The organism is Paraburkholderia sp. TE9906, assembly GCF_056279605.1.
Genome location: NZ_JBWCCT010000001.1, coordinates 66,982 through 88,664 on the forward strand (window position 1 = coordinate 66,982; position 21,683 = coordinate 88,664).

General features: G+C 61.0%; 21 protein-coding genes and 1 pseudogene. 10 read left to right on the top strand and 12 right to left on the bottom strand.

The genetic code is table 11. The annotated features are described in order from the left end of the window. Positions 1-379 precede the first annotated feature (379 nt). The gene (locus tag ACZ9H4_RS00320; protein WP_408138819.1) at positions 380-781 is read right to left on the bottom strand and encodes a GtrA family protein; all 402 of its coding nucleotides are present in this window, start codon (positions 779-781) and stop codon (positions 380-382) included. 13 nt (positions 782-794) lie between these two features. Then, positions 795-1,490 carry a class I SAM-dependent methyltransferase gene (locus ACZ9H4_RS00325; protein ID WP_476117987.1) on the bottom strand — a complete coding sequence of 232 codons (696 nt, stop codon included), beginning with the start codon at positions 1,488-1,490 and terminating at the stop codon, positions 795-797. 310 nt (positions 1,491-1,800) lie between these two features. On the opposite strand from ACZ9H4_RS00325, the gene ACZ9H4_RS00330 reads away from it, so the two are divergent. From ACZ9H4_RS00330 to ACZ9H4_RS00345, 4 genes and pseudogenes are all read left to right on the top strand, one after another. Beyond that, positions 1,801-2,736, top strand: a complete 936-nt coding sequence (locus ACZ9H4_RS00330; protein ID WP_408152066.1) for a glycosyltransferase family 2 protein — start codon at positions 1,801-1,803, stop codon at positions 2,734-2,736. Further along, positions 2,733-4,355 (top strand): hypothetical protein, encoded by a 1,623-nt coding sequence (locus ACZ9H4_RS00335; RefSeq protein WP_476117988.1) that lies wholly within the window; start codon positions 2,733-2,735, stop codon positions 4,353-4,355. The genes ACZ9H4_RS00330 and ACZ9H4_RS00335 overlap by 4 nt, the downstream gene beginning before the upstream one ends. A gap of 359 nt (positions 4,356-4,714) precedes the next feature. Beyond that, a pseudogene (locus ACZ9H4_RS00340) lies at positions 4,715-5,884 on the top strand (glycosyltransferase); the annotation flags it as partial. Between the two features lie 51 nt (positions 5,885-5,935). Then, the gene (locus ACZ9H4_RS00345; protein WP_408152132.1) at positions 5,936-6,847 is read left to right on the top strand and encodes an ATP-grasp fold amidoligase family protein; all 912 of its coding nucleotides are present in this window, start codon (positions 5,936-5,938) and stop codon (positions 6,845-6,847) included. A 315-nt stretch (positions 6,848-7,162) separates the two neighbouring features. On the opposite strand, the gene ACZ9H4_RS00350 is transcribed toward ACZ9H4_RS00345, so the two are convergent. Continuing rightward, positions 7,163-8,230, bottom strand: a complete 1,068-nt coding sequence (locus tag ACZ9H4_RS00350; protein WP_408152064.1) for a glycosyltransferase family 2 protein — start codon at positions 8,228-8,230, stop codon at positions 7,163-7,165. A 1,317-nt stretch (positions 8,231-9,547) separates the two neighbouring features. Between ACZ9H4_RS00350 and ACZ9H4_RS00355 the strand changes: the two genes are divergently transcribed. From ACZ9H4_RS00355 to ACZ9H4_RS00365, 3 genes are all read left to right on the top strand, one after another. Continuing rightward, positions 9,548-10,048 (top strand): MgtC/SapB family protein, encoded by a 501-nt coding sequence (locus tag ACZ9H4_RS00355; protein ID WP_408138828.1) that lies wholly within the window; start codon positions 9,548-9,550, stop codon positions 10,046-10,048. 103 nt (positions 10,049-10,151) lie between these two features. Further along, positions 10,152-10,583 carry a hypothetical protein gene (locus tag ACZ9H4_RS00360; RefSeq protein ID WP_408138830.1) on the top strand — a complete coding sequence of 144 codons (432 nt, stop codon included), beginning with the start codon at positions 10,152-10,154 and terminating at the stop codon, positions 10,581-10,583. Positions 10,584-10,696: 113 nt separating this feature from the next. Then, positions 10,697-11,098: an SRPBCC family protein gene (locus tag ACZ9H4_RS00365; RefSeq protein WP_476117989.1), complete on the top strand. Its 402-nt coding sequence runs from the start codon at positions 10,697-10,699 to the stop codon at positions 11,096-11,098. Between the two features lie 101 nt (positions 11,099-11,199). On the opposite strand, the gene ACZ9H4_RS00370 is transcribed toward ACZ9H4_RS00365, so the two are convergent. Next, a complete protein-coding gene (locus ACZ9H4_RS00370) occupies positions 11,200-12,147 on the bottom strand; it encodes a phosphodiester glycosidase family protein (protein WP_476117990.1) in 948 nt (315 codons plus the stop codon). 553 nt (positions 12,148-12,700) lie between these two features. On the opposite strand from ACZ9H4_RS00370, the gene ACZ9H4_RS00375 reads away from it, so the two are divergent. After that, on the top strand, positions 12,701-13,174 hold the full coding sequence (locus ACZ9H4_RS00375; RefSeq protein WP_408138835.1) for a hypothetical protein: 474 nt from the start codon (positions 12,701-12,703) through the stop codon (positions 13,172-13,174). 41 nt (positions 13,175-13,215) lie between these two features. Here ACZ9H4_RS00375 and ACZ9H4_RS00380 read toward each other — a convergent pair whose 3' ends face one another. The 7 genes from ACZ9H4_RS00380 to ACZ9H4_RS00410 all read right to left on the bottom strand — a co-directional run bounded on the left by ACZ9H4_RS00380 (position 13,216) and on the right by ACZ9H4_RS00410 (position 18,336). Beyond that, the gene (locus tag ACZ9H4_RS00380) at positions 13,216-14,076 is read right to left on the bottom strand and encodes a helix-turn-helix domain-containing protein (protein ID WP_408138837.1); all 861 of its coding nucleotides are present in this window, start codon (positions 14,074-14,076) and stop codon (positions 13,216-13,218) included. A 121-nt stretch (positions 14,077-14,197) separates the two neighbouring features. Next, positions 14,198-14,749 carry a carboxymuconolactone decarboxylase family protein gene (locus ACZ9H4_RS00385; protein WP_476117991.1) on the bottom strand — a complete coding sequence of 184 codons (552 nt, stop codon included), beginning with the start codon at positions 14,747-14,749 and terminating at the stop codon, positions 14,198-14,200. 172 nt (positions 14,750-14,921) lie between these two features. Further along, positions 14,922-16,142, bottom strand: a complete 1,221-nt coding sequence (locus ACZ9H4_RS00390) for a porin (RefSeq protein WP_476117992.1) — start codon at positions 16,140-16,142, stop codon at positions 14,922-14,924. Between the two features lie 81 nt (positions 16,143-16,223). Next, complete coding sequence (locus ACZ9H4_RS00395; protein ID WP_408138842.1) at positions 16,224-16,766, bottom strand: hypothetical protein; 543 nt, start codon at positions 16,764-16,766, stop codon at positions 16,224-16,226. Between the two features lie 113 nt (positions 16,767-16,879). Next, positions 16,880-17,026 carry a hypothetical protein gene (locus ACZ9H4_RS00400; protein ID WP_476117993.1) on the bottom strand — a complete coding sequence of 49 codons (147 nt, stop codon included), beginning with the start codon at positions 17,024-17,026 and terminating at the stop codon, positions 16,880-16,882. A 108-nt stretch (positions 17,027-17,134) separates the two neighbouring features. Beyond that, complete coding sequence (locus tag ACZ9H4_RS00405) at positions 17,135-17,494, bottom strand: protocatechuate 3,4-dioxygenase (protein ID WP_408138846.1); 360 nt, start codon at positions 17,492-17,494, stop codon at positions 17,135-17,137. Beyond that, positions 17,491-18,336, bottom strand: coding sequence for a gallate dioxygenase (locus ACZ9H4_RS00410; RefSeq protein WP_408138847.1), 846 nt, complete (start codon positions 18,334-18,336; stop codon positions 17,491-17,493). The genes ACZ9H4_RS00405 and ACZ9H4_RS00410 overlap by 4 nt, the downstream gene beginning before the upstream one ends. Before the next feature lie 389 nt (positions 18,337-18,725). Between ACZ9H4_RS00410 and ACZ9H4_RS00415 the strand changes: the two genes are divergently transcribed. Both ACZ9H4_RS00415 and ACZ9H4_RS00420 read left to right on the top strand, forming a co-directional pair. Further along, entirely contained in the window at positions 18,726-19,427 is a 702-nt protein-coding gene (locus ACZ9H4_RS00415; RefSeq protein WP_476117994.1) for a GntR family transcriptional regulator, read from the top strand. Then, positions 19,427-20,731 (top strand): LysR family transcriptional regulator, encoded by a 1,305-nt coding sequence (locus tag ACZ9H4_RS00420; protein WP_476117995.1) that lies wholly within the window; start codon positions 19,427-19,429, stop codon positions 20,729-20,731. The genes ACZ9H4_RS00415 and ACZ9H4_RS00420 overlap by 1 nt, the downstream gene beginning before the upstream one ends. Positions 20,732-20,753: 22 nt before the next feature. Here the strand turns inward: ACZ9H4_RS00420 and ACZ9H4_RS00425 are convergent, their stop codons facing one another. Further along, entirely contained in the window at positions 20,754-21,644 is an 891-nt protein-coding gene (locus ACZ9H4_RS00425) for an NAD(P)-dependent oxidoreductase (protein WP_408152055.1), read from the bottom strand. Positions 21,645-21,683: the final 39 nt, after the last annotated feature.

Below are 21,683 nucleotides of genomic sequence, written 5' to 3' on the forward strand. Positions count from 1 at the left end.
GAAGCACAACACTCTCACACGGAGGACGAGTTCCACTCTACCCTAGGCCTGCCCACGTGACACGCGCTCCCGCTCGATAAGCGTTTTCGTCGCCATTCATCGCGTGCGACCACGGTCGCGCAACGTCATTGCGTTCGATAGTCAATGATGATGAAACGTATTGTTCCCCATACAGCTTTGCTCTCCTGAATGCGCGGACTCATTGCCACGCCCGTCTCGACTCTTGACGAGTCGGTGACGCAACCACGTCCCTGAAACATGACCAGAGCGCAGAGTCGCGCACCATCGAGTTAGCCTGAAGACATCGCTAACGCGCGTCGGACGACGGACCTTGTGTTTAAAAGATCGTGCGCATGATGTGTGGATCCAACTCGTGTCTTCAGCGCGCGCGCATCGCCCAATACTTGTTGCCGAGAAAGCCGACGATCACGTAGACGGGAATGCCGCACAGTTGTGCGACGTAGGGTGCGTGTGTGAGATGCAACACCGCAAGCATGGTCGCGAGATTGGCCAGATACGAGATCAGCACGACGACCAGAAAGCGCATGGCGGAGTGCCGCGTTGCCGCTGTCCTGAACGTGAACTTGCTGTTGAGGGCGAAGCTGAATGTCACACCGATGGCATAGCCGACTATGTTGGCGACAATGGGACTCGCGCCCGCCGCCTGGACGACGAAGATGATGACGGCCGAGATCGCCGTATTGAGGCCGCCAACCAGCAGATACTTGATGAACTGCTGAAGCGATTCGGTACGCGGTGCGGTTGTGCGCAGGCCGTTCATCGAATCGCCGCCCTCATGCGCCCGTCGCATAAACGGAATACTGGGCGCCGAGCGGAACATGGGTCAGATATCTTTCGAGCGGACGAAGTTTGGCTAGCATGTGGGGGAAAAAAATCCGGAAGCGCACGGCGACATCGGAAAAACCTGCGTCGCGGCAGGCCTGCTTCATGTTGCGTGCGGTGATCAGTTTGGCGTTGACGTCGAATTCGCAGGTGTTGACGGCTCTGACCGTCAGCGGGTTCAGCGGATTGTGCTCGAAGATGACGACCGTGCCTTGCGGACCCACGACGCGTTTCAGTTCGCGCAGCAAGTGGACATGCTCAGCATGATCGATATGATGGAACACGCACATTGCGTAGGCGAGATTGAATTCCCCCTCCTCGAAAGGCAGCGTGTGGCCGTCGAAGTGAACGAAGCGCGAAGAATCAGGAAAACGGCTTTGGGCGACTTCCAGTGAGCGCTCCGATACATCCGCGCAGGTGAGCTGCGCGTTCGGCAAATAGCGCTTCACCCAGGGGATCGACGTGCCCACGCCGGAGCCGAAATCGAGCATGCGTGCGGGCAGCGCATGACGGCGCGCCATCTCCTCGGCGATGTCGCGAATCTTGTACTCGGCAAAAAACGCCGGGCCTTCGCCCGATGCTGAAATGTTACGGGCGTGCAGCGAAAGGTACTCGTCAGCGAAGCTGTCGAATTCGGCCTTGTCCATGTGATGGCTCTCCCTCCCGTAAAACATCGATTCCAAAGGCCATTGAAAACAAGCTGATGAAACAGACACCCAGATATTGTCTCTTTTCACAACAACACCATCATACGGGAATTGCAGGAACATTCCCCTTCCCTTCTGCGTATACCGCACCGGATTACGCAATCTGATTCGGCATTTTCCTCGCTGTTTTAGTGGTTTTCGGACACACGAGGTCCTTGCGCTTGCGTGTGATCGGAGATGCGTATTAATGTCCAAATACGTTAAACGCCTGACTCCGGGTCAAGGCAGCTTCAGAAATGGGGAATTGCCTATGACGACGTTGAACCTGGTCGTACCGTGCTACAACGAAGAAGAAGTCCTTCCTGAGACGGGTACACGGCTTCTCGCGCTTCTGGAGCGATTGATCGACGCCGGCGAAGTGACTGACGAGAGCCGCGTCACTTTCGTCGACGACGGTTCCCGCGACCGCACCTGGTCGATCGTTGAATCGCTGCATGCGAAGAATGCGCACTGTGGCGGCATCAAACTCTCGCGCAACCGGGGCCATCAGAACGCATTGCTCGCCGGTCTGCTGACGGCTCAAGGCGATGTGCTCGTGAGCCTTGACGCCGACCTTCAGGACGACGTCGAAGCCATTCCGCGCATGCTCGCTCAGTATCAGCTAGGTGCGGAGATCGTCTTCGGCGTGCGTCACAAGCGCATGACGGACACGGTCTTCAAACGCGTCACCGCGCGCAACTACTACAAGCTGCTCAGGACATTTGGCGTCGATATCCTGCCTGGCCATGCGGATTTTCGTCTGATGAGCCGCAAGGCCGTGGAAGCGTTGAGGCAGTTTCAGGAGGTCAATCTTTTCCTTCGCGGCATCATTCCGCTGCTCGGGTTCAAGACGGCGATCGTCGAATACGAGCGCGCCGCGCGCTTTGCGGGCCAGAGCAAATATCCGCTCAGCAAGATGCTCGCGTTCGCGTTCGATGGCATCACGTCGTTCTCCGCCGTACCCTTGCAATGGAGCACGCGCATTGGCGCGTTGCTGGCGTTCGGCTCGCTGTGCTTCGGCGCGTGGGCCGCCTTCGCTCGCCTCTTCACCGACCTCACGGTGCCCGGCTGGGCCTCGACCGTCATTCCGATGTACTTCCTCGGCGGGATTCAGCTGCTCTTTCTCGGCGTTATCGGCGGCTACATCTCGAAGACGTACGCCGAGACCAAGCAGCGTCCGCGTTTCATCATCGAGCAAACGCTATGAACTTGCCCATCGATCGCTCCGCGCCGGCCAATGCTGGCGTCGAAACGAGCCCCAGACACGCGCTGTTGCCGCGCGCCGGTCGGCTCGCCGCGATTTTGCCGCGCGTTCTGTTCATCGTCACCGTGCTGTATGGCGGAGTGTTGTTCTGGATCGCGCCGCGTCCGCCGATGGTCGACGTGCCGCAACACGCCGGTCAGGTGATGTTGCTGCGCGATCTGCTCGAACACACGTCGCCGTGGCAAAACCTCGTGCAGATCAATCTGCTCACGCCGTATCTCGTCGGTTACGGCGTGGCGCTGCCGCTTACGTATCTGATGCCGGTCGGCGCTGCGCTCAAGTGCGTGCTGATGCTCGCGTACTTCGCGTTCGTGGCGTCGTGCGTCGGCTTTCGCCGGCACCTGCATGGCGATGCACGGCTCGACTGGCTTTTCGTGCCGGGATTTTTCGGGTTTGCCTTCGCGTGGGGCTTTTACACGTTTCTGGTCGCGGCGCCGCTGGGCATTCTGTTCATCTGGCTCGCGCACGGTTATGCGACGGCGACGTCAAGCAGAAAAGGCGTGTTGATATTTCTTGCAGGCACGGCGCTGTTCTTCTGTCACGGACTCGTGTTTTTGCTCGCAAACGCGATAGGCGTCGGCTTCGTACTTTTCAAGCAGAGGCCGCTCGCACGCAAGGTGCTCGCGCTCGCGCCGTTCGTGCCGCTCGGCGTGCTGTGCATCGCATATGCGTTGTGGAGCCGCGCGACCGATCCGCTGCTCGGACAGACCGTACCTGGGTTAGACGTATTCAAATGGGGCTTTGACCTGCCGCGGCTGCTCGCGCTGCCCACCTACGTGTGGGGCATGAACAAGACTGTGGCCGCGTATTTGCCGCTCGCCGCGTTGATGTTCGCCGCGCCATGGTTGTGGCGCGACAGGATCAACCCTGATCGCTCGGTGGTCGTGCCGATGCTCGCCGTGACGCTCATCTGGTTTCTCGCGCCCGGCACGGCGCTCAAAACCGCCTACCTGTATCACCGTTTCGCGCTGTTTCTATTGCCCGCCTATGCGCTGATGTTCTGCGCGCCGCCATCCTCCACGAGCGGCGCTCGCCGGGCGTCTTCCGGTTCGACTTTGGGCACGCTGCGTGGCTGCGGCGTGCAAGCGGCGATCATTGCGGGATGCTGGATCTTCCTGACGGACCAGACGATTCGTCTGCACCGTTTCGCCGTCGAGAATGCACCGCTGGACGAACTGCTTGCGCAAACCGAACCGGGGCAACGCGCGCTGAGTCTGATCTTCGATCGCGCAAGCCCCGCGTACAAAAGCACAGCCGCTTACGCGCACCAGTCGCTGTGGTATCAGGCGGAGCAGCACGGTTTCGTCGATCTGAACTTTGCGACCTTCTTGCCGCAGATCGTGCGCTTCAGGCCGGGCATGCTGCCCATCGGTCCGCCCGCGCTTGAACACGATCCGGGAAGTTTCGACTGGAAGAGGAACAACGGCCGGCTGTACCGCTATTTTTTCGTTCACAAGATCGGGCCGTTGCCGGCGAATTTCTTTGCCAACAAAGAATGCGATGTTGTCCTGGTCAAGCAAGAGGGCGAATGGTCGCTTTATGAACGGCGCAATTGCCGGTAGTGGCGTGGCCGATGTTGGACCGTGCGGTCGTTTGGTTTGTCGCGATGTCGGCGCCGATACGCGGATGTTTGTTTGCGACGTGTTTGTTAGCGACGGAATCGGTTCATCGCACTGACGCGTCGGCCATGCGCTGGCAAATCCGGATCCGCCCACAAACGTTCGGCGGCAACGCGTTCGGTCTTCCTCGTTATGTACGGATCGCCAGAATGCCAACCGGACGCGCACGCCTCGGGGATTGTCAGGCCGCTCACACGCGTTTGGCGTTTCGCGAAGGTCGATAGCAATAAGATGCACGTTCGGCTTTTCGCGAAGGGCGCACGCGGCTATCTGTTCCCGGCACGCTTAACGAGGGCCGACTCATGCGGATACTTATCATTGCGCAACGCTTTCCTGTGCTTTCCGAGACGTTCATCATAGAGCAAGCGAAGGCGCTGCTTGATGCTGGCGCCGATGTCTCCATTCTCGGTCTGACGCGGGGAGATGACTCGCTTGTCCGGATAGTCGAGCGCGAGTGTCTGTCCTTCGTGAGTCCGCAGTGCGGCGCGAGTCGCACCGCAAAAATGCTTGCTGTTGCACAGCTCGCGTTTCGCGGACTTTACGATCGGCGCGCCCACCATGCGTGTCGAGTCGCGGCGCGGGCGGCCCTTCAGCGGCGGTGGGCGGCGGCGGCCGATATCGCGCGCGTCTCGAGTATGAATTCGACTATGCAGTACGAGGCAGTCGTCGCACATTTCGGCATGGTCGGCGTTCGTGCGCAATACTTGCGCGAGGCAGGACTGATTTCCGGCGCCTTGGTTACTGTCTTTCACGGCCATGACGTGACGAGCCACAGGCTGGTAGATTCCTATCGTCGCGACTATCTGCGCCTCTTCGCAAGTGGCCAACTTTTTCTGCCAGTTAGTCAATTCCTTGCAGATCGCATTCGGGATTGGGGTTGCGATCCCGCAAAGATTCATGTCGGCCGCATGGGTGTCGATATCGACAAATTTCCGTTCTCGCGGCGCGGCTCATCATCGGCGACGTTGAATATTCTGCTCATTGGACGAATGACAGAAAAGAAGGGGATCGAATATGCGATTCGAGCCATGGCATACGTCACGTCTGCGGTGAAGCTGACCATAGTCGGCTCAGGTCACCTTGAAAATTCGCTGAGAGCTTTAGTGGTCCAGTTGAATCTCGAATCGCGTGTCTGTTTTCTAGGTGCGCAGCCTCACGAGAAGGTGCGCACGTTGATGAACGAAGCCGACATCTTCGTGCTCCCATCGGTGACTGCGTCGGATGGGGACATGGAAGGCGTGCCGGTCGTGTTGATGGAAGCGATGGCCTCGGGCGTAATAACCGTATCGTCACGTCATGGCGGCATTCCTGAGTTGATCGATCACGGAGTGTCAGGCTTTCTCGTGAATGAGCGCGATTCGGTCGACCTGGCGAAGATCGTCGATGAAATTGCCGCGGGCATGTACAACCTGGCGGAAATAGCGGCGAATGCGCGCCATAAGATCGAGGCGCGATTCAACTCGCGCATTGAAGCAGTCAGGCTTCTTGAGAAGCTGGACGGCGTTTGCAATGGCAATCACGCTCTGCCCGGCGAGCATTTGCATCAATCCGAGCCGCCAAGCCTGACTCGCCGATTCAAGGAAGCCGCGAAATCACTGTTGCCCGATGCCCTGTTCCTTCGCCTGTTGCACAAGAAGTGCATTGGGCGCTTCCCACGACTGCGCAATCCCGTGACGTTCAACGAGCAGATACTTCAGCGCAATCTGCGACCCGATCCACGCTACGCGGTATTGAGCGACAAGCTCGCCACGCGTGCGTATGTCGAAGAGAAACTGGGCCCTCAGCATGTCATTCCATTGATTGCGGCACCCGTCGATTTTTGCCAGGACGTCTACGATAGACTACCGGATCAGTTTGTCATGAAGGCAAATCACGGTAGTAGTTTCGTCAAAATAGTCAGAAACAAATCCGAAACTTCATTTGAAGAGTTGAAGCAACTTGAGGAGAAATGGCTCTCCACAGATTTCTATTGGGTGGATCGGGAGCGGCATTATCGCGAGATCAAACCACGCCTTTTCTTCGAGACCCTGCTGCTCGATCACGATGGACACATTCCGGCCGACTTCAAGATCCATTGCTTTTCGGGAAACCTCCGAAAGCCGGTAATGTATATCCTCGTCATTACCGACCGCTTTGGCAGCAACACACGTGGAGATGTGTACGATGCCAGTTGGAGCCGCATGGAAATCGCCATTGGGCCGTACAAGCGAAGCGATCACCGGCTGGTTCGGCCATCGAACCTCGATGCGGTTCTGGAAGCGGCCGCGACACTGGCGAGCGATTTCGAATACGTTCGTGTCGATCTTTATGCCTTTGACGATCGGCTCTATTTCGGCGAATTGACGTTCACGCCAGGCGCCGGTGTATTGCCTTTCACTCCCGATCGCGTCGACTACGAATGGGGTAAATTGCTGAGCGCCGCGCGCGGCGCCTGAACTTGATCCAACCGACGATCAACTACCCCTCTTCGAGCATTAGAACGATGCTATCGCGGCGGTGCACCCGGGGGCGATCGACGCGTACGCAAGCACCGCCCAGGGAAATCGCATCCTTGCGGATCGTATCGGCGACTCGGTCCTTGAGGCTGTGGAGCACGGGAGGGAAACGAAAGAACGGCAGCAAAACCTTCCTCTCAGCGCATTCTCGTTCAATAGAAAAAGCACCGACTTGCTCGATGCGGTAAGCGAACAGCTACGTTCATATCTGGGTACCTTTAGCCTGGCCCCGCACGGCGCGCCAGCCGCCAGACGCTAATAGCTCGACTGGCGACGCGGTCGAGCCTGGCGGTCGAGCCTGCGCCGCAACGCCTTCTTCACCATACGTTTGAGCAAATGGACCAATCTGTCCATGCCGACCTTAAGGTGCAACCGGCCGAGCTCCGCGTTGTGGCGAGGAGTCGCCTGCCCCTGGTCACTATAGGCTTCGCGACGATCGGCAGCCATCGCAAAGAGAATATCCAGAGCTTCGCGAAAGGAGCCGCGATCCACGCGCGCGCCTACATGGCACGCACGTTCGAAATTATTGTTGAACACACGAAGCCAGAAGTCGGCAGCCTCGCTGTGGCTACATTGCGCGAGCGCTTCAAGCCCGTTCGTGCGCAGATCCCTGAGGTCACGTAACGACGCCCGTTGCGTAATGCTGCCGAAGCGGCGTCGATAGCCGAGCAACGGCGTGCCAATGCGAAACACGCTATGCGCTCGCATGTAGATCGACGGCATCACAGCCATGTCTTCGTAATGCCTCGCCACGGGAAACGACGCAATGCCGAATAACGACGTCCGGAACACGCGCGCCCATACGAATGTATGGAAGAGATCGACGAACTGTCTGCGCCCGGCGTCGTCCATGCGCTTGCCGCCCTCGTTGCCCGCCGGCACGATCTCGAGGTCCTCCAGCCGCCGTCCATCGTCGTCGATAATAGTCACGTTGTATTCGACGATGTCCCACGCAAGATCGGCTAACTGCGGAACAACCGCAGCCGAGAATCCGTCGAGATAAATGTCATCGCCGTCCAGGAATCCGACGTACGGCGTGTTGACCGCTGCCAGGCCTCTGTTGCGCGCAGCGCTCACTCCCGCATTTTCCTGACGGATCAATTCCACGTGCTTGCGCCCATCGCGCTTCATTGCAGCCTGCACGGCGGCGTAGGTGTCATCGGTGGAGCCATCGTCGACCACGACCAGCCGGATTGCATCCCCATAGGGTTGCCTAAGCACTGACGCGAGCGCCTCTTCAATGTAGCCCTCGACGTTGTAGGCCGCTACAACGATGGTAAGGAGCGGGGCTTCGTAGCGTGGGGTGTACGTGTCGATCGACATACCGGTGTGCGTGCTTGCGTAATGAAGCGCCATCGTTGGACGACGGTCGGGCGTGGTTACTCATGCTTTAGAAGCGCGTTGCAGCGTTCGTGAGAGAGCCGCATGCACGCGCTCTTCTGGTACAGCAGCGAAGAGGCTTGTCGAAAACTAAAACGTTATGGCTTTGGCGAGCGACACGGTTTTTCGGGGCGCTGGCAGAGTACTTTTGTTGGCTTCAGACCGCGTTAAAAACGACGGACGTTCACGACGGGTAAGGTCCGACGCGCGTTGAGACGGAGCCCGCCGGCCGCAATCGATGACCACACCACACCCGCCGTAAGCCACACCAACCCGCAATCTTCACTGCACTTACTTTCCGTCGCGACAGAGAGACTTTCCGAACTCATCATTACGCGCGCAGGACTTGCACAGAGGCATGGCGGCTGCGTGAGTGCCACATTGCCCGGGCACCAGCCACCGCATTTGCGCACGATGGCAACAGAATAAGCTATATGCCAGCCAATATAGCCCTAAAGAAATTTTTGGAAATAAAATGTTTTCCAATCAGCTGTAAAAAATCTGCACCTGCACTTAACGCGTGCAGAAGCGAACCAAATTGAGGCTGCGGAGGCTACTGTTTGGCGCATTGTTAATTGGTAATACGCCAACCGTTTCGTCGAATATCCCGCACATATCCATTCATTACTTCCAGTGCGCGGGGCCAAAAAACAATAATCGACACGGGATGTTCAGTAGCGCGCGGTCTATTGCTCGCCTGGCAAGCCATCCGGGGAACGATTGTCGCCAACGGACTAATCGCAGGTGCGGCGCTACTGACCGGGTTTTTCGTCACGAAATCGATTCTCCTTCGAATGAAACCGAAGAGTTCAGGCTATCCGCTGACGCCGCCGATGCATTCATCTGACCTCTCGTTGTTGTGGGCCTTGGCCGGTCTGTAGCGGACTATCAGGCCATCCGACAGGCCGGCGCCCGGCGCGGATGGCAACGCCCACATGGCGCACACAGGCTATTGCGAGCCCTCGCTAACCCTCCAGCGTAGCCTCGCCGAGACGCCAGGCAGCAAGGACCGTGGTGGCTCGCCTGCGGAAGTTCAGCGTCAATTCGTAACGCCCACTCTGAGGTAGCCGCTATCGGTCCCGGTGCGGCTAGCAAGCGCCTGAATTTGGCAACCGCCTCGTTGGAATTCGTGTACGGATATCTCATAGCCGCTCCGCCGCCGGTAACGCGGCATGAAAACGCGGCGGCGTGGCCGTCCACGGACCTCATTTCCGCTACAGTCGTGCTGGTTACGCGAAAAGCGAGTTCAGGGAGACGACCATGAATGGCTGGTGGGATGAGGTTTGGCAAAAGGTGCTGGGCGAGTTTGCCGATCTGAACGACGCGGCAGACCTGACCCAGCTATTCATCCGGCTCGTGGTGGCGCTCGTGCTCGGCGGCGTGCTGGGTTTCGAGCGAGAATTGGCAGGCCGGGATGCCGGTATGCGCACGCACATGATGGTCTCGGTCGGCTCCGCACTGTTCGTGCTGGTGCCGCTACAGGCCGGGTTCTCGCAGGACAACCTGAGCCGCGTGCTGCAAGGGCTGGTGTCCGGCATCGGTTTTCTCGGCGCGGGCGCGATCATAAAGCTCAGCGCCGAGCGCGAAGTGCGCGGCCTGACGACGGCAGCCAGCCTGTGGGTGGCTGCCGGTCTCGGGATGGCGGCCGGCATGGGCCGGGAAGCTACCGCAATTCTCAGCCTGGCGATCGCGCTGCTGATCCTTTCCGGCGCCCGCCTGTTCAGAAATACGTCGTCGTCCAACGACGACAAGCCCCGCTGACGCGGCCCACGCATAATGGCAACGCCACACTCGGTGCAGTACGATCCGCGCTACCGGCAACGCGCGAGGCACGATCGGCGCGCCCCTTGACCAGATACGAAACATGAGACGACTGTTCATCGCTGCGCTCGCAGCCACCTCTTTCGCGACGTACGTTCATGCAGAAAGCAACGACGCCGGACCGCTCGTCACGCCGTCGGGCAAACTGCAATTCGTGCGCGTCGACCGCGATTTCGTCGGGATGCTCGACAACGAAACCTTCGATCGTTTCGGCGCGAACACGCTAACGCATTTCGACGACATCGGCGATGCAAACGACACCGTCACGCGCACGCTCGTGCAAACCGATTCCGGCCCGGTGCTGTACGACTTCCGACACAATCCGCCGATCGTAGAGCGCTCGGGTAAGCGCATGACGGTCAGGCGCGTGTTTTGGCAAAGCGATGAAGTCGTGATGCAAAGCTCGCAAGGCTGGTTCCGGCTCAAACGCGGCGTGCTGACGAAGCTGCAGTCGTCCACGACGATCTATCATTGATGACGCCTGCACCTCGAACACACTCGCCAGCATTCTATTGCCGGAGGTGAAGGCTGCATCATCCACCAACGCGGCACGAATTCGAATGCGTGAGGAAAACCGGAGACAGCGCGATGCCAACGACCGAATCGAAAATGATCAGCGTATCGATCCAGCGAAACCCGCGGGACGTGTATGACTTCACGGCACCACCTGCCGCGTTCGCGCGCTGGGCATCGGGTCTCGGCAAGCCGCTCGGCAACGAAGGCGCTGTGTGGCGATTCGAAGGCGAGAGTGGCCCCGTGAAGATCCGTTTCACCGAACCCAACGCATACGGCGTGCTCGATCACTACGTCGAGTTGCCCGACGGCAGCGAGATTTACGTGCCGATGCGTGTAGTCGCGAACGGCACGGGCAGCGAGGTGATGCTCACGCTGTTCCGCGTGCCGGGGATGAACGACGAAAAATTCGCCGCCGACGCGCAATGGGTCATGCGCGATCTGAACAGGCTAAAGGACCTGCTCGAGGTGGAGTGATCGCGGACCTCGGTCTGTCGCAAATCCAGACGAAAAAACCAGACGTCTGTATGAGCGCCTGGTTTTTTAGGCAACTGGCACTGCCGCAGACACCAAGCGCTTCAAAACGGCAACCCAGGCAATTCCGGCAGCTTTAACGCATGCACGCCGATCGCCGACGCGTCGAGCCGTTCCGCACCGCCACTCGGCGTATCGACGATGAACGGCACGCCGACCTGATCGGCGCGCACCAGTTCGGTCGAGCCGCCGCCGTCGAGATTGATCGCATCGTCCGCGCCGATCGCCTTCATGAGTTGAGCCGATTGCGCGTTGGTCGTGCCCGTCGAATAACCCGCGATGCGCCCGTCGATCACGACGAAGTAGAGAAAGCGGCCCTGATGCGACAGGCCGGCCAGCGTGCGTGGGTTCGGATTGAGCGGGTCACCTTCGTTCGGGCTTTGGGCACTGACGTCCTGACCGTTTTTCAGCAGAATCGCCGAGCCGGCGACCGCCGTATCGATCAGCTTCAGATCCTGCGCCGAAATCTGCGGCGCATTGGCGATATACGCGTTACCTTGCCGCGTGATCGCGAGCACCGCTTCGCTTTGCGTCGGATCATTGGTCAGCGGACTCACGATCTGGCCGTGCGATACCAGCAAGCCAATGACCGTTTTTGGCTCGGGCGTTGTCGCACAGCACGGCGCAAAGAAGTTCGCGTTGATCGCGAGCCGCACGTCGGTGCGGGCGGCAAACTGGGAAATCGTCTCCGACGTCGTCATCAGCGGGCCGCTATGCCCGGTGGTCTCGACGCTCACGCCCGGCGCGCGCAGATCGACGCGCATCACGTACGCGCGGCTCACGGTGGGCTTGCCGCCCGCCGCCGCGGGATTCGACGGCACGGTCGCGGTTTCGGCATCGACGCCGACGTACACCGGCGAGTAACCGCTTTGCGTGATCTGCGTGGTGGGATCGGGCACGTCGGCTTGCGCGTTCGCCGAAGCGAGGCCGATGATCGCCGCGGCCGCGAGCGCCTTCAGCGTTGCCGATGCAGGGAAAAGAACACGTGCCATGTCTTTAGTCTCCATTGACGGCGGCGACGAAGCTGTCGCCTCTTACCGTGCCGGAGACCTTATAGATGCGACATGACGCTCACGTGATTTCTTCTTTTCGTTCAGCTTTCGGCACTCACCTGTGCTCTCGAAAAAAAAAGCCGCTCAATGCCCGCAGTCAGGTTGAACATCAACCGTCACCAAGGGCAAATGACTGACTACGCGATCTTTTCCTGCTGCTCCTTCTATCGACCCGATTGAATTGGAGATTCAACTCCGTCGACCAACCCTATCCCATAAAAAATGCTCTCGTTTCCTCGCCTATAATCACCAGGCCTTCGGAAAACACCCGACGGTCAGGTTGGAAGCCTGCGATCGTCATCGCACACCCGCCCAGGCGCGTCGTGCGTCTACTGCTGCACGTCTATCTGTTTGTCAATGGGCGAGCCGTGGTGGGAGAGCCGCAAGGCTCGCCGGTTGGCTACGATCCCGGTCTTCCAATCCCATCACGTGCCCGCTCACCCACGTAACCAGGCGAGTGTCGGGCGATTCAAAAATCTCAGGGAGACGCACCATGACCAAACCCACCAAACAATCCGCATCCCGCCCGCCGGTCGACGCTCTCCAATACGAAAAACTCGCCCTCTCCGCCTTCGAGCTATGCGAGCGCCAGATGAGCAAACTGGACACGCTCATCTCACTCGCGGCTTCACTCTGCAGAAGTCCTGCGATCACGAATGATGAACGTCATCGCCAGCGAATGATGCTCGAATTGCTGGTCCAGACCAGTGAGCAATACCAGCAGGAACTTGCATGCGACCGCGAGCTATTCCAGGTGATCGCACTCGATGCAAAGGGCATCGCGCACACCCGCATCACGGCGAACCAGGCCGCCCGTCTGCTGGCAGAGGCGGCAAACGTCGCGACGCAAGACCCGCCAAGCCCAACAACGACGGAAAAGGCGACGCCACGCAAACGCGTGTCGACGAGAAGCGCAACGATCGTCAGAACGGACACGACACGGCGCCGCGCGCCGGTGCGGCATTGATTCACCCGATGCGTCCACCCCGAACCGATCGACTCCACGCCTCAATCCCGCAGCGGCAGCGCGTCGAGCATCTCCAGGTGACGCGCTTCCGTTTCGTCATCCGCGGGAAACATGCATTCGATACGTAGTTCCTGCGCCGCGACGGTTTGCGGCGTGCCGACACTCGCGACCATCGAGAAATACCTCAGCACATGGCCGTCCTTGACGAAGCCAATGGGTATCACCGGCATCGCAGCAGCAGCTGTAGCGGAATCCGCACCGGCCTGACGCTCGGCATTCTCCCCCAGCGGCACATCCGGATACGCACGCAACGCCGCAACCAACTCGCGCGTGCGCTCGTCAATCACCCGCCCTACCGCTTCCCGATAAACCCGCTGAATTAAACTATCCGCAACACTTTTCCAATCGGCGACAAAGGGGCGCAATCCATCGGGATCGAACATCAGATGCAGCATATTGCGCGGTCCCTTGCGCGCCGTCATATCGATGAAGCAATTGAAAAATCGCGGGGCGGACTCGTTGGTCATCAGCACATTCCAGTAGCGGTCCATGACCAGCGCGGGAAACGGTTCGTGCTGGCGCAACATCCTTCCGAGCGCTTTCGTGACACTCTGCATTTCCTGCGCGTTCCACGCGGGGTCGGCGTACATCGGCGCGTAGCCTGCGGCCAGCAGTAGCGTGTTGCGTTCGCGCAGGGGAATGTCGAGTGCCTGCGCGATATCCATCAACATCTGACGGCTCGGCACACTGCGTCCGCTTTCGATAAAGCTGATATGACGCTGCGAGACCCCGGCATTGAACGACAGGTCCAGCTGGCTGATGCCGCGCATATCTCGCCAGTGACGCAACAACGCGCCGAGGTCGTTCGGTGGCGCTTTCTTGATTGGGTTCGCAGGATTCATCGCTGTCTGTCCGCAAGTCTGGAGGCACGCAAAGTCTGGTGACCGGCGAGCCACGCGGGCTCACCGAACCGGGCGGGTCAGCATACTCCCTTCGGCCTGCCGGACTTCGTATGAAAGAAACTCAGGTGCGCTTCCAAACGTGCCCGTGAAACTGCTCCTCCAACGGCGGTTGCGCGATGTTGCCGGCGTAGTTCGTGATCGTCGACGCCGCCGCGACGGCAAGCACTTCGAGCACCTGATCGCGGCGAAAGCCGGCTTCGAGAAACGCGCTCACGTCCCGCTCGTCGAGATGACCACGCTTCTCGATCGACGTCCTGGTCAGCGTGGAAAGCGCTGCATGCCGGCGGTCCGCCGGCGCGCGACCGGCGCGAATCGCTTCGACATCGGCGGGTGCAAGTCCCTCGTTCAGCGCCAGCGCGGTGTGAAACGCTACCGCCCACGAACACGCGTTGGTCACCGCGTTCGTCAGCAGCAACGTCTGGATTTGCGCTTCGTCGAACGTGCCTGCATGAACCTTCTGGAACAGACTGAAGAAGGCCTCGATCAGAACGGGCGACCCGGCCATCGCCCCCGCGATGTTGGGGATGAAGCCAAAGTTCTGCCGGAGCTGGCGCAATACCGGTCTGGAAGATTCCGGCGCGGACTCGATGGTATGAATCTGGAACGTCGACATGATCTGTCCTCGATGTTGAGCGCGATCCGGAATGAACCGCGCGACCATCGAAGATTAGATGCGGCCGAGCAGCGCGCCAATTACCTCCCATGTAATAGCCCACGCGAAAACGAGCGCGTAAAAAAAGCCGGGCTATCGAGCAACCCGGCTTCTTCACTACATGAACCTCACATCAGAAACGGTGGATGATGCCCACCCCAACCGCAAACTGGCTACCCGACGAAGACGGTGTCGTGTTGTAGCCGTCGCCCAGCGTCGCCGTCGCGTCGATGATCTGGCCCGCGCCATTGGTGCCCAGTGTCTTGCCCTTCGCCTTCTGATAAGCCTGCAGCGCATACAGTCCGGTACGCTTGGACAACGAATAGTACTCGGAGAGGTTGAACTGATGGTACTGCGCGTTATCGTCGATCGCGTTCGCGCGCGTCGCACGCGTGTAGCTATAGCCGAGGCCCAGATCCCATGCAATGGCCGGTTTCCAGTGGAGCACCGCACCACCCGTGTTGAAGATCGCCGTGTCGTGGAATTTCGAACCCGTGCCCGGAATGTATTGCACGTTCGAATAGGTTGCCGTGATGTCCCACGCGCTATTGAACGTGTAGCCACCGCCTACTGCAAAACGCTGTTGCGCCTGCGCAGTCTGATAGCCGTTGGTCAGTGCTGAAACGCCGATCTGCGCGCCGCCGTTCGTGGTCGTCGAATCCGCACCCCACGCGCCGCCGCCGAGCGTCGAGTTGTTGATCCGCGAGAAGCCGACCGCGAAGCCGACCGGGCCGAGCGCGTACTGCGCGCCGGTCGTCCACGTCGAGCCGCGGTTGAAACTTCCCGGCACGCCGCCCAGCGAATACGAACCGCTGACCGTCAGACCAAAGATCTTCGGCGAGGTGTACTCGAGCGTGTTGTTCGAACGGTAGATCGTGTCGAGGCCGTCGATATCGCCAGGGTGCGCGCCGTAGTAGCCGGTGATCCAGGTGGTCGGGCTATACGGCGAGAGCATCTGGTAATACGACGCGTACTGGCGGCCCGCCGTCAACGTACCGTACGTTGCGTTGGTCACGCCGACCCACGCCTGACGGCCGAACATCGCGTTGGCGTACTGCTGCGCGCCGCTCGCCGAATTGAAACCTGATTCGAGCTGGAAGATCGCCTTCGTGCCGCCGCCCAGGTCCTCTGCGCCCTTCAGGCCGAAGCGGCTGCCGGCCCACACGCCGGGGGTCATCTTGACCGCCGATTTGCCGCCGCTGGTGGCGCCGAGCGACGCCTGGTTATTGGTGTACGACAGGCCGTTATCGACGATACCGTACAACGTCACGGTGCTTTGAGCGAAGGCCGGCACGGCGGCTGCGATCGTCGCGCCGAACAGCACGGCGTCGACGCGTCTGAAACTCTTCTTCATGCTTCTGATCTCCAGGTTTTACGTCTCGTTGAAATACTTTTTTATCGGCATGGCGCCTGAAGGTTTGTCGAACCTGTTGCGCTAGTGCCGTTGGGGCTGCAGCAATCGCTTGACGGTCAAAGCCAGCGGTACGGTGAAAAAGATGTGCGACATGAACCCGCCGATAATCACCGCGGGGTCGTAATAGTTCGGGTGGTTGTCCGACGCGAGCATGATCGCCACGTGCATGACGATCCACGCGAGCACCGCATAGAACAGCGCCACGAGCGTCGCTTCGTAGCCGCGTCGGCGAAAGTAAGGCCACACGAGCGCGAACAGCACACCCCACGCCGCCGCGAACACAAAGTGAATGCCCGTGCCCACCACATACGCCCAGATCCCCAGCGACTCCTGCACGTATTTGCCGAACACGAGGCCCGTCGCGTTGCGCGGTATGCCTGCGAGCGGCATCAGGTGTTGCGCGCCGACCCACACGAGCGCTTCGTAAATCCAGATGACCACCGCACCGGTCAATCCGCCGATCACGCCTGCGCGCAACGTCGCCTTCCAGCCGGGCGACTCGAAATCCGCCGATCGCAAGCCTCTTTCGAGGTCCGCTCTGCTCACGCCGAAATTGCCATGCATTTCCTCTCTCCTCGAAACACGTTTCATCACAACGGCTATCGTGCGCCGCAGCCGCAACGGCCCACGCGGCATCGCGTTATGCCGCTGCGCACGGGTTCAGGTTTCAAAGCTGGTTAGACTGCGCGGCACAACGCGTGAGAATGGCGCTGCGGTAAATGCGGAAGCAAATGCGAAAGTAAATGCGCACGCAGTAAGGACGAGCGCGGCACATGGCGCGCGACGGCAAACGCCGCGTTATCGGCTGAATCGGTGAAGGTCATGCATGTCTCCGAGAAAATACTTTCCCGTCCCGGATTTCTGTCGAATCCGGGGTCTTTTAGTGTCGAGAAGTGAATGTCTGCCGGGGCGGCCCGGCGGAATCCGGCGCCTTATACCGCGTCGGGCACCATGCGCGTTTTCAGAAACGCTTCGAGTGTTTCGCCTCGCATGCTGGCGTACATGCCGAGGTTCGTGATCTTCACCACGCGCGCGAATTTTTCGAGCACGAAGAAGCACACGCCGTAACGAATCAGGCCGATCCAGTCGGTGTTGTCGACCAGCGTGCGCTCTTCGGGCGTGAGCTTCGCCGCGTCATAGGCGGCGCTGCGATTTTCCAGCCACAGCGTGCGGGCCGGTGCTTCACGCATCTGCCAGAAGAAGCGGTTCAGGCGCATTGCCTTAATGCTCTGGCGAATGTCGAACGGGTACGTGCCGGTCAGTTCTTCGACGCCGATCAGTTGCGGGTTCATTGCGCCACCTCATCTTCATAGATCGTCACGGCCATCGCGGTGCTGGTCGCAAGATAGTAGTTGCGGTGCAGTTCGCGGACCTTCGGACCGAGCGCGCCGCGCATCGCGAGCCACATGATCGTCTCGACGCTTTCCGCGCCGCCGAGGCGCACGTAGTCGACGTGCTTCATCGCCGCGAGACGCTGCGGGTCCTTGACGATCAGGTCGAGAAACTCCATGTCCCACTCGGTGTTGTTAAAGCCGCTGCGCTCGCCGTGCACCTGGTGCGACAGGCCGCCCGTGCCGACCACCACGACATCGAGATCCTGATCGAACGATTCGATGGCGCGGCGCAGCGCCTGGCCGAGCCGGTAGCAGCGGTTCGCGGTGGGCAGCGGATACTGCAGCACGTTGACTTCGAGCGGCACGAGCGACATCGGCCAGCCGCCGTCATGCGGCAGCATCAGCGAGAGCGGCGAATTGCAGCCGTGGTCGAGCGGACGGTCCTGGAAGATCGTCAGATCGAACTCGTCGGCGACCATCTGCTCGGCGATGTGGATCGCCAGATCGGGATGGCCCGCGATGTCCGGCAGCGGACGCTTGCCTGCGCCTTCGTCCGCGAATTCGTGATTCGCCGACACGCCCAGCGCGAAGGTCGGATAGCAATCGAAGAAGAAGCTGTTGGCGTGATCGTTGTAGAACATCACCATCACGTCGGGCTTGCGCTCCGCGAGCCATTTCGCCACTGGTTCGTAACCCTTGAAGAGCGGCGCCCACGCGGGCTCGTTCTGCTTGCCCTTGTCGTACGCCAAGCCGATGGTGGGCACGTGCGAGGTGCCAATGCCGCCAATGATCCTTGCCATATTCGTTGTCTTCCGTTGCTTCGTGCCGCCTGCCAATCGGATAGGTTCGCGTGACCGGGGAAGTAGCCAGCGCGACCATCTTGGGATACAAAGATAGGAATTGTGCCCTCTGCCGGGAAGTGCGGGTAAACCTCAGTCGGCCATAGGTTAATGGGGTAAAACGCTGCCAGTCGGCGCCCGGCGAGCAGCGGCGCAGCGCTGCAAGCCACGCGGCGCATGGCTTTGTCGGTATCCCAAGCTGGTTTCGCAAGGTCCGGCGAGCCTCCTCGCCCGTCCGCACGCGATAAACAGAACAGATGCCCCTGAAAAGAAGTCGCAAGCTGTTTTACAGGCGTGGTGCGGCGCGGCGCGCGTAGCTATACTTCCGTGCTTCCGACGAGCAGACCACAATGAACGAGACGACCCAGCAGACGATTGTCCAGACGTTACGCGAAAAGATCCTCGCCGGTGAGTTGTCGCCCGGTCAGCGTCTCGTGGAGGCACAGCTCGCGCAATGGCTCGGCGTGTCGCGCACGCCGCTGCGTTATGCGCTGAGCGTGCTGTCGTCGGAAGGGCTGCTGGACCGCTCGGGCTCGCGCGGCTACGTGGTGCGCCGCTTCAGCGTGCGCGACGTGCTCGATGCGATCGACGTGCGCGGCGTGCTCGAAGGACTCGCGGCCCGCTCGGTGGCGGAGAGCGGCGTGAGCGCGACGCTCGCGGCGGCGCTCGACGACTGCCTGCGCGAAGGCGACGACCTCTTCGCCCAGCGGCATCTGAAAGCCGGCGACGACCTGCGCTACGCGCAGATGAACGGACGCTTTCACGCGCTGATCGTCGACGCGGCGCAGAACATGGCGGTGGCGGCCGCACTGCGCCTGAACGACAAGGTCCCGTTCGTGTCACCCTTCACGATCGCCTTCGACGAAGCCGCGCGCGAGCGTCAGTTCATGATGCTGATGTACGCGCATCGCCAGCATCATGCGATCGTGGATGCGCTGAAGAAGGGCGAAGGCGCGCGCGTCGATGCGTTGATGAAAGAGCACACGCACATCTCGAAGGAAAGCCTGAATCTGTCGCTGCCGTCGTTGCATCTGATTGCGGGGGCCGCGTGATGAGCGATAACACGTCGATGGCGAGCGACGCGGCGCCGGTCAAAACGCCGTCGTCCGTGAACAGCAAAGACCTGCTCAATCTCGCGCAACTGCGCGCGTTCCGGCTCGTCGCCGAAATGGGCAGCGCGACGCGCGCGGCCGCGGCGCTGTTTCGCGCACAGTCGGCGGTGACGCGTTCAGTGCAGGAACTGGAATCGGCGCTCGGCGAACCGCTCTTCGACCGCGGCCCGTCGGGCATGCTGCCCACGCCCGTCGGCCGCGCCGTGCTGCATCGTTGCGAGCGGATTTTCGCGGAGCTGGAGGAGCTCGCGCAGTGGTGCGCCGCGCGCCAGGCGCGCCGCCGCCCCGCGGCGGAAGGCGCCTTGCCGGCGTATCTGCTCAACACGCGGCGGCTGCAACTGTTCGCGGCGCTTGCGCGGCATCGGCACATGCCGAGCGCGGCGAAGACCTTCGGCATTAGCCAGCCCGCGGTGAGCACCGCGATTCGCGTGCTGGAGAGCGGCTCAGGCATGAGTCTGTTTCATCGGAGCCCGCGCGGCATCCTGCTCACCGCCGAAGGCGAAACGTTCCTGCTGCACGTGCGTCGCGCGCTGAACGAACTGCGGCACGTGCCCGACGATATCGCGGCATTGCACGGCAAGATTCAAGGCTCCGTGACGGTCGGCGCATTGCCGCTCGGGCGCACGCTGATCCTGCCCAAAGCGATCGCGCGGATGACCTCGCAGAACCCGGGCGTGCGCGTCGTCACCGACGAAAGCTCGTACGAGACGCTGGTGGCCGGTCTGCGAGCGGGCGACATCGACTTCATTCTCGGCGCGCTGCGCGACAACGACGCGTCGAGTGGCCTGAAGAACGAGCGCCTGATGTCGGAAAACATGGTGGTGCTGGTGCGCCGCGATCATCCGCTGACGCTCGAGCGAGGCCTGACCGTCATGGGCCTGCGTGACGTGCAATGGATCCTGCCGCGCAGCCACTCGCCGGCGCGTGCGCTGTTCGAGGCGCAATTCAAACGGATGAAGGTCAAGCCGCCGTTGCCCACGGTCGAAACCGCCGACCTCGCGGTCATACGCGGCCTGCTGCTCGGCACGGACATGGCGGCCGCGCTGTCGGCGCAGCAGTTGCATCATGAGGTGCAGTCGGGGCAACTGGTGGTGCTCGACGCGCAGCTTCACAACACGCGGCGCGACATCGGCCTGACCGTGCGCGCGGCGGGCACGCCGTCGCCAGCGGCGCGCGCGTTGATCGATGCGATCCGGCTCTCGGTGGTCGACGTCACGCGCACGATCAGCATCGGCGCGAAATAGCCGCTGTTTGCAGGGGCTTTTGCTATGTCCGGCCCGGCAAGCCGTCGAAGAACGCGCGCCAGTCGAATGGCGCGGGCAGCGTGTCGTAGTCGATGCCGCCCGCCTGCATCGCATCCACGATGCTGTCCTGGAGATGCGCGCACGCGTCGCTCATGTACGGCGTGATGCCGGCCTCCTGCAACGTCTGTGCGACTTCGCGCATTTCCGCCGCACGCCGGCGGCCATGTTCGGCGACGCGGCTCACCAGATAGCCGGGCACGTCCGCATCGTCGCGCATCTTGCCGAAGGTTTGCGCGAGCGAGGCCAGCACGATCGACTCCGCCTCGTAATGCCGCGCCGCGCGCAGACACTCCACGGTCAACGCTTCGATACCCTTGATCATCACGCTGCGGCACATCTTCGCCGCCGACGCCACGCCGATCTTCTCCGATACCGCGCTCGCATTGAAGCCCAATGCGTTGAGCAGCGGCGCGAGATCCGCCGCAGCGGCGCCGCCTAACAACATCGGCACGGCGAGGCCATAAGGCGGCACGGGTGCCATCACGGCTGCTTCGACGTAATGCGCGCCGGCGCCCTCGATGCACGCCTGCGCATGTTGCTTGGTGTGTGGCGAGACCGAGTTGATGTCGAGGCAGACCTGCCCGGCTTCGAGGCAGCGCGCAAGCGCTTGTGCCACGTCGAGGTCGGCTTCCGCCGTCACCGCCGATACAACCATCTGTGCGCCAGCGAGCGCGCTTTGCAGCGTCCCGGCGACACGGACGCCCGCGGCCCGCGCCTTGTCGCGAAGCTGCTCGCGCCGCAGATCGAACATCGACACCTGCACGCCTTTCGCGGCCAGCGCCGCGCCGAGTATCCCGCCGGCCTCGCCGAAGCCGACGAAAGCCACCGTATCGATGCGTGTCAGGCCGCTCATCGCCGTGCTTCCCATGCGAAAGACGTCGCACCGGCTGCG

Excerpts from the sequence above, each read along its gene's own strand:
- ACZ9H4_RS00320 (WP_408138819.1), bottom strand. The coding sequence starts at position 781 with ATGAACGGCCTGCGCACAACCGCACCGCGTACCGAATCGCTTCAGCAG.
- ACZ9H4_RS00325 (WP_476117987.1), bottom strand. The coding sequence starts at position 1,490 with ATGGACAAGGCCGAATTCGACAGCTTCGCTGACGAGTACCTTTCGCTG.
- ACZ9H4_RS00330 (WP_408152066.1), top strand. The coding sequence starts at position 1,801 with ATGACGACGTTGAACCTGGTCGTACCGTGCTACAACGAAGAAGAAGTC.
- ACZ9H4_RS00335 (WP_476117988.1), top strand. The coding sequence starts at position 2,733 with ATGAACTTGCCCATCGATCGCTCCGCGCCGGCCAATGCTGGCGTCGAA.
- ACZ9H4_RS00350 (WP_408152064.1), bottom strand. The coding sequence starts at position 8,230 with ATGTCGATCGACACGTACACCCCACGCTACGAAGCCCCGCTCCTTACC.
- ACZ9H4_RS00355 (WP_408138828.1), top strand. The coding sequence starts at position 9,548 with ATGAATGGCTGGTGGGATGAGGTTTGGCAAAAGGTGCTGGGCGAGTTT.
- ACZ9H4_RS00360 (WP_408138830.1), top strand. The coding sequence starts at position 10,152 with ATGAGACGACTGTTCATCGCTGCGCTCGCAGCCACCTCTTTCGCGACG.
- ACZ9H4_RS00365 (WP_476117989.1), top strand. The coding sequence starts at position 10,697 with ATGCCAACGACCGAATCGAAAATGATCAGCGTATCGATCCAGCGAAAC.
- ACZ9H4_RS00370 (WP_476117990.1), bottom strand. The coding sequence starts at position 12,147 with ATGGCACGTGTTCTTTTCCCTGCATCGGCAACGCTGAAGGCGCTCGCG.
- ACZ9H4_RS00375 (WP_408138835.1), top strand. The coding sequence starts at position 12,701 with ATGACCAAACCCACCAAACAATCCGCATCCCGCCCGCCGGTCGACGCT.
- ACZ9H4_RS00380 (WP_408138837.1), bottom strand. The coding sequence starts at position 14,076 with ATGAATCCTGCGAACCCAATCAAGAAAGCGCCACCGAACGACCTCGGC.
- ACZ9H4_RS00385 (WP_476117991.1), bottom strand. The coding sequence starts at position 14,749 with ATGTCGACGTTCCAGATTCATACCATCGAGTCCGCGCCGGAATCTTCC.
- ACZ9H4_RS00390 (WP_476117992.1), bottom strand. The coding sequence starts at position 16,142 with ATGAAGAAGAGTTTCAGACGCGTCGACGCCGTGCTGTTCGGCGCGACG.
- ACZ9H4_RS00395 (WP_408138842.1), bottom strand. The coding sequence starts at position 16,766 with ATGCATGGCAATTTCGGCGTGAGCAGAGCGGACCTCGAAAGAGGCTTG.
- ACZ9H4_RS00400 (WP_476117993.1), bottom strand. The coding sequence starts at position 17,026 with ATGACCTTCACCGATTCAGCCGATAACGCGGCGTTTGCCGTCGCGCGC.
- ACZ9H4_RS00405 (WP_408138846.1), bottom strand. The coding sequence starts at position 17,494 with ATGAACCCGCAACTGATCGGCGTCGAAGAACTGACCGGCACGTACCCG.
- ACZ9H4_RS00410 (WP_408138847.1), bottom strand. The coding sequence starts at position 18,336 with ATGGCAAGGATCATTGGCGGCATTGGCACCTCGCACGTGCCCACCATC.
- ACZ9H4_RS00415 (WP_476117994.1), top strand. The coding sequence starts at position 18,726 with ATGAACGAGACGACCCAGCAGACGATTGTCCAGACGTTACGCGAAAAG.
- ACZ9H4_RS00420 (WP_476117995.1), top strand. The coding sequence starts at position 19,427 with ATGAGCGATAACACGTCGATGGCGAGCGACGCGGCGCCGGTCAAAACG.
- ACZ9H4_RS00425 (WP_408152055.1), bottom strand. The coding sequence starts at position 21,644 with ATGAGCGGCCTGACACGCATCGATACGGTGGCTTTCGTCGGCTTCGGC.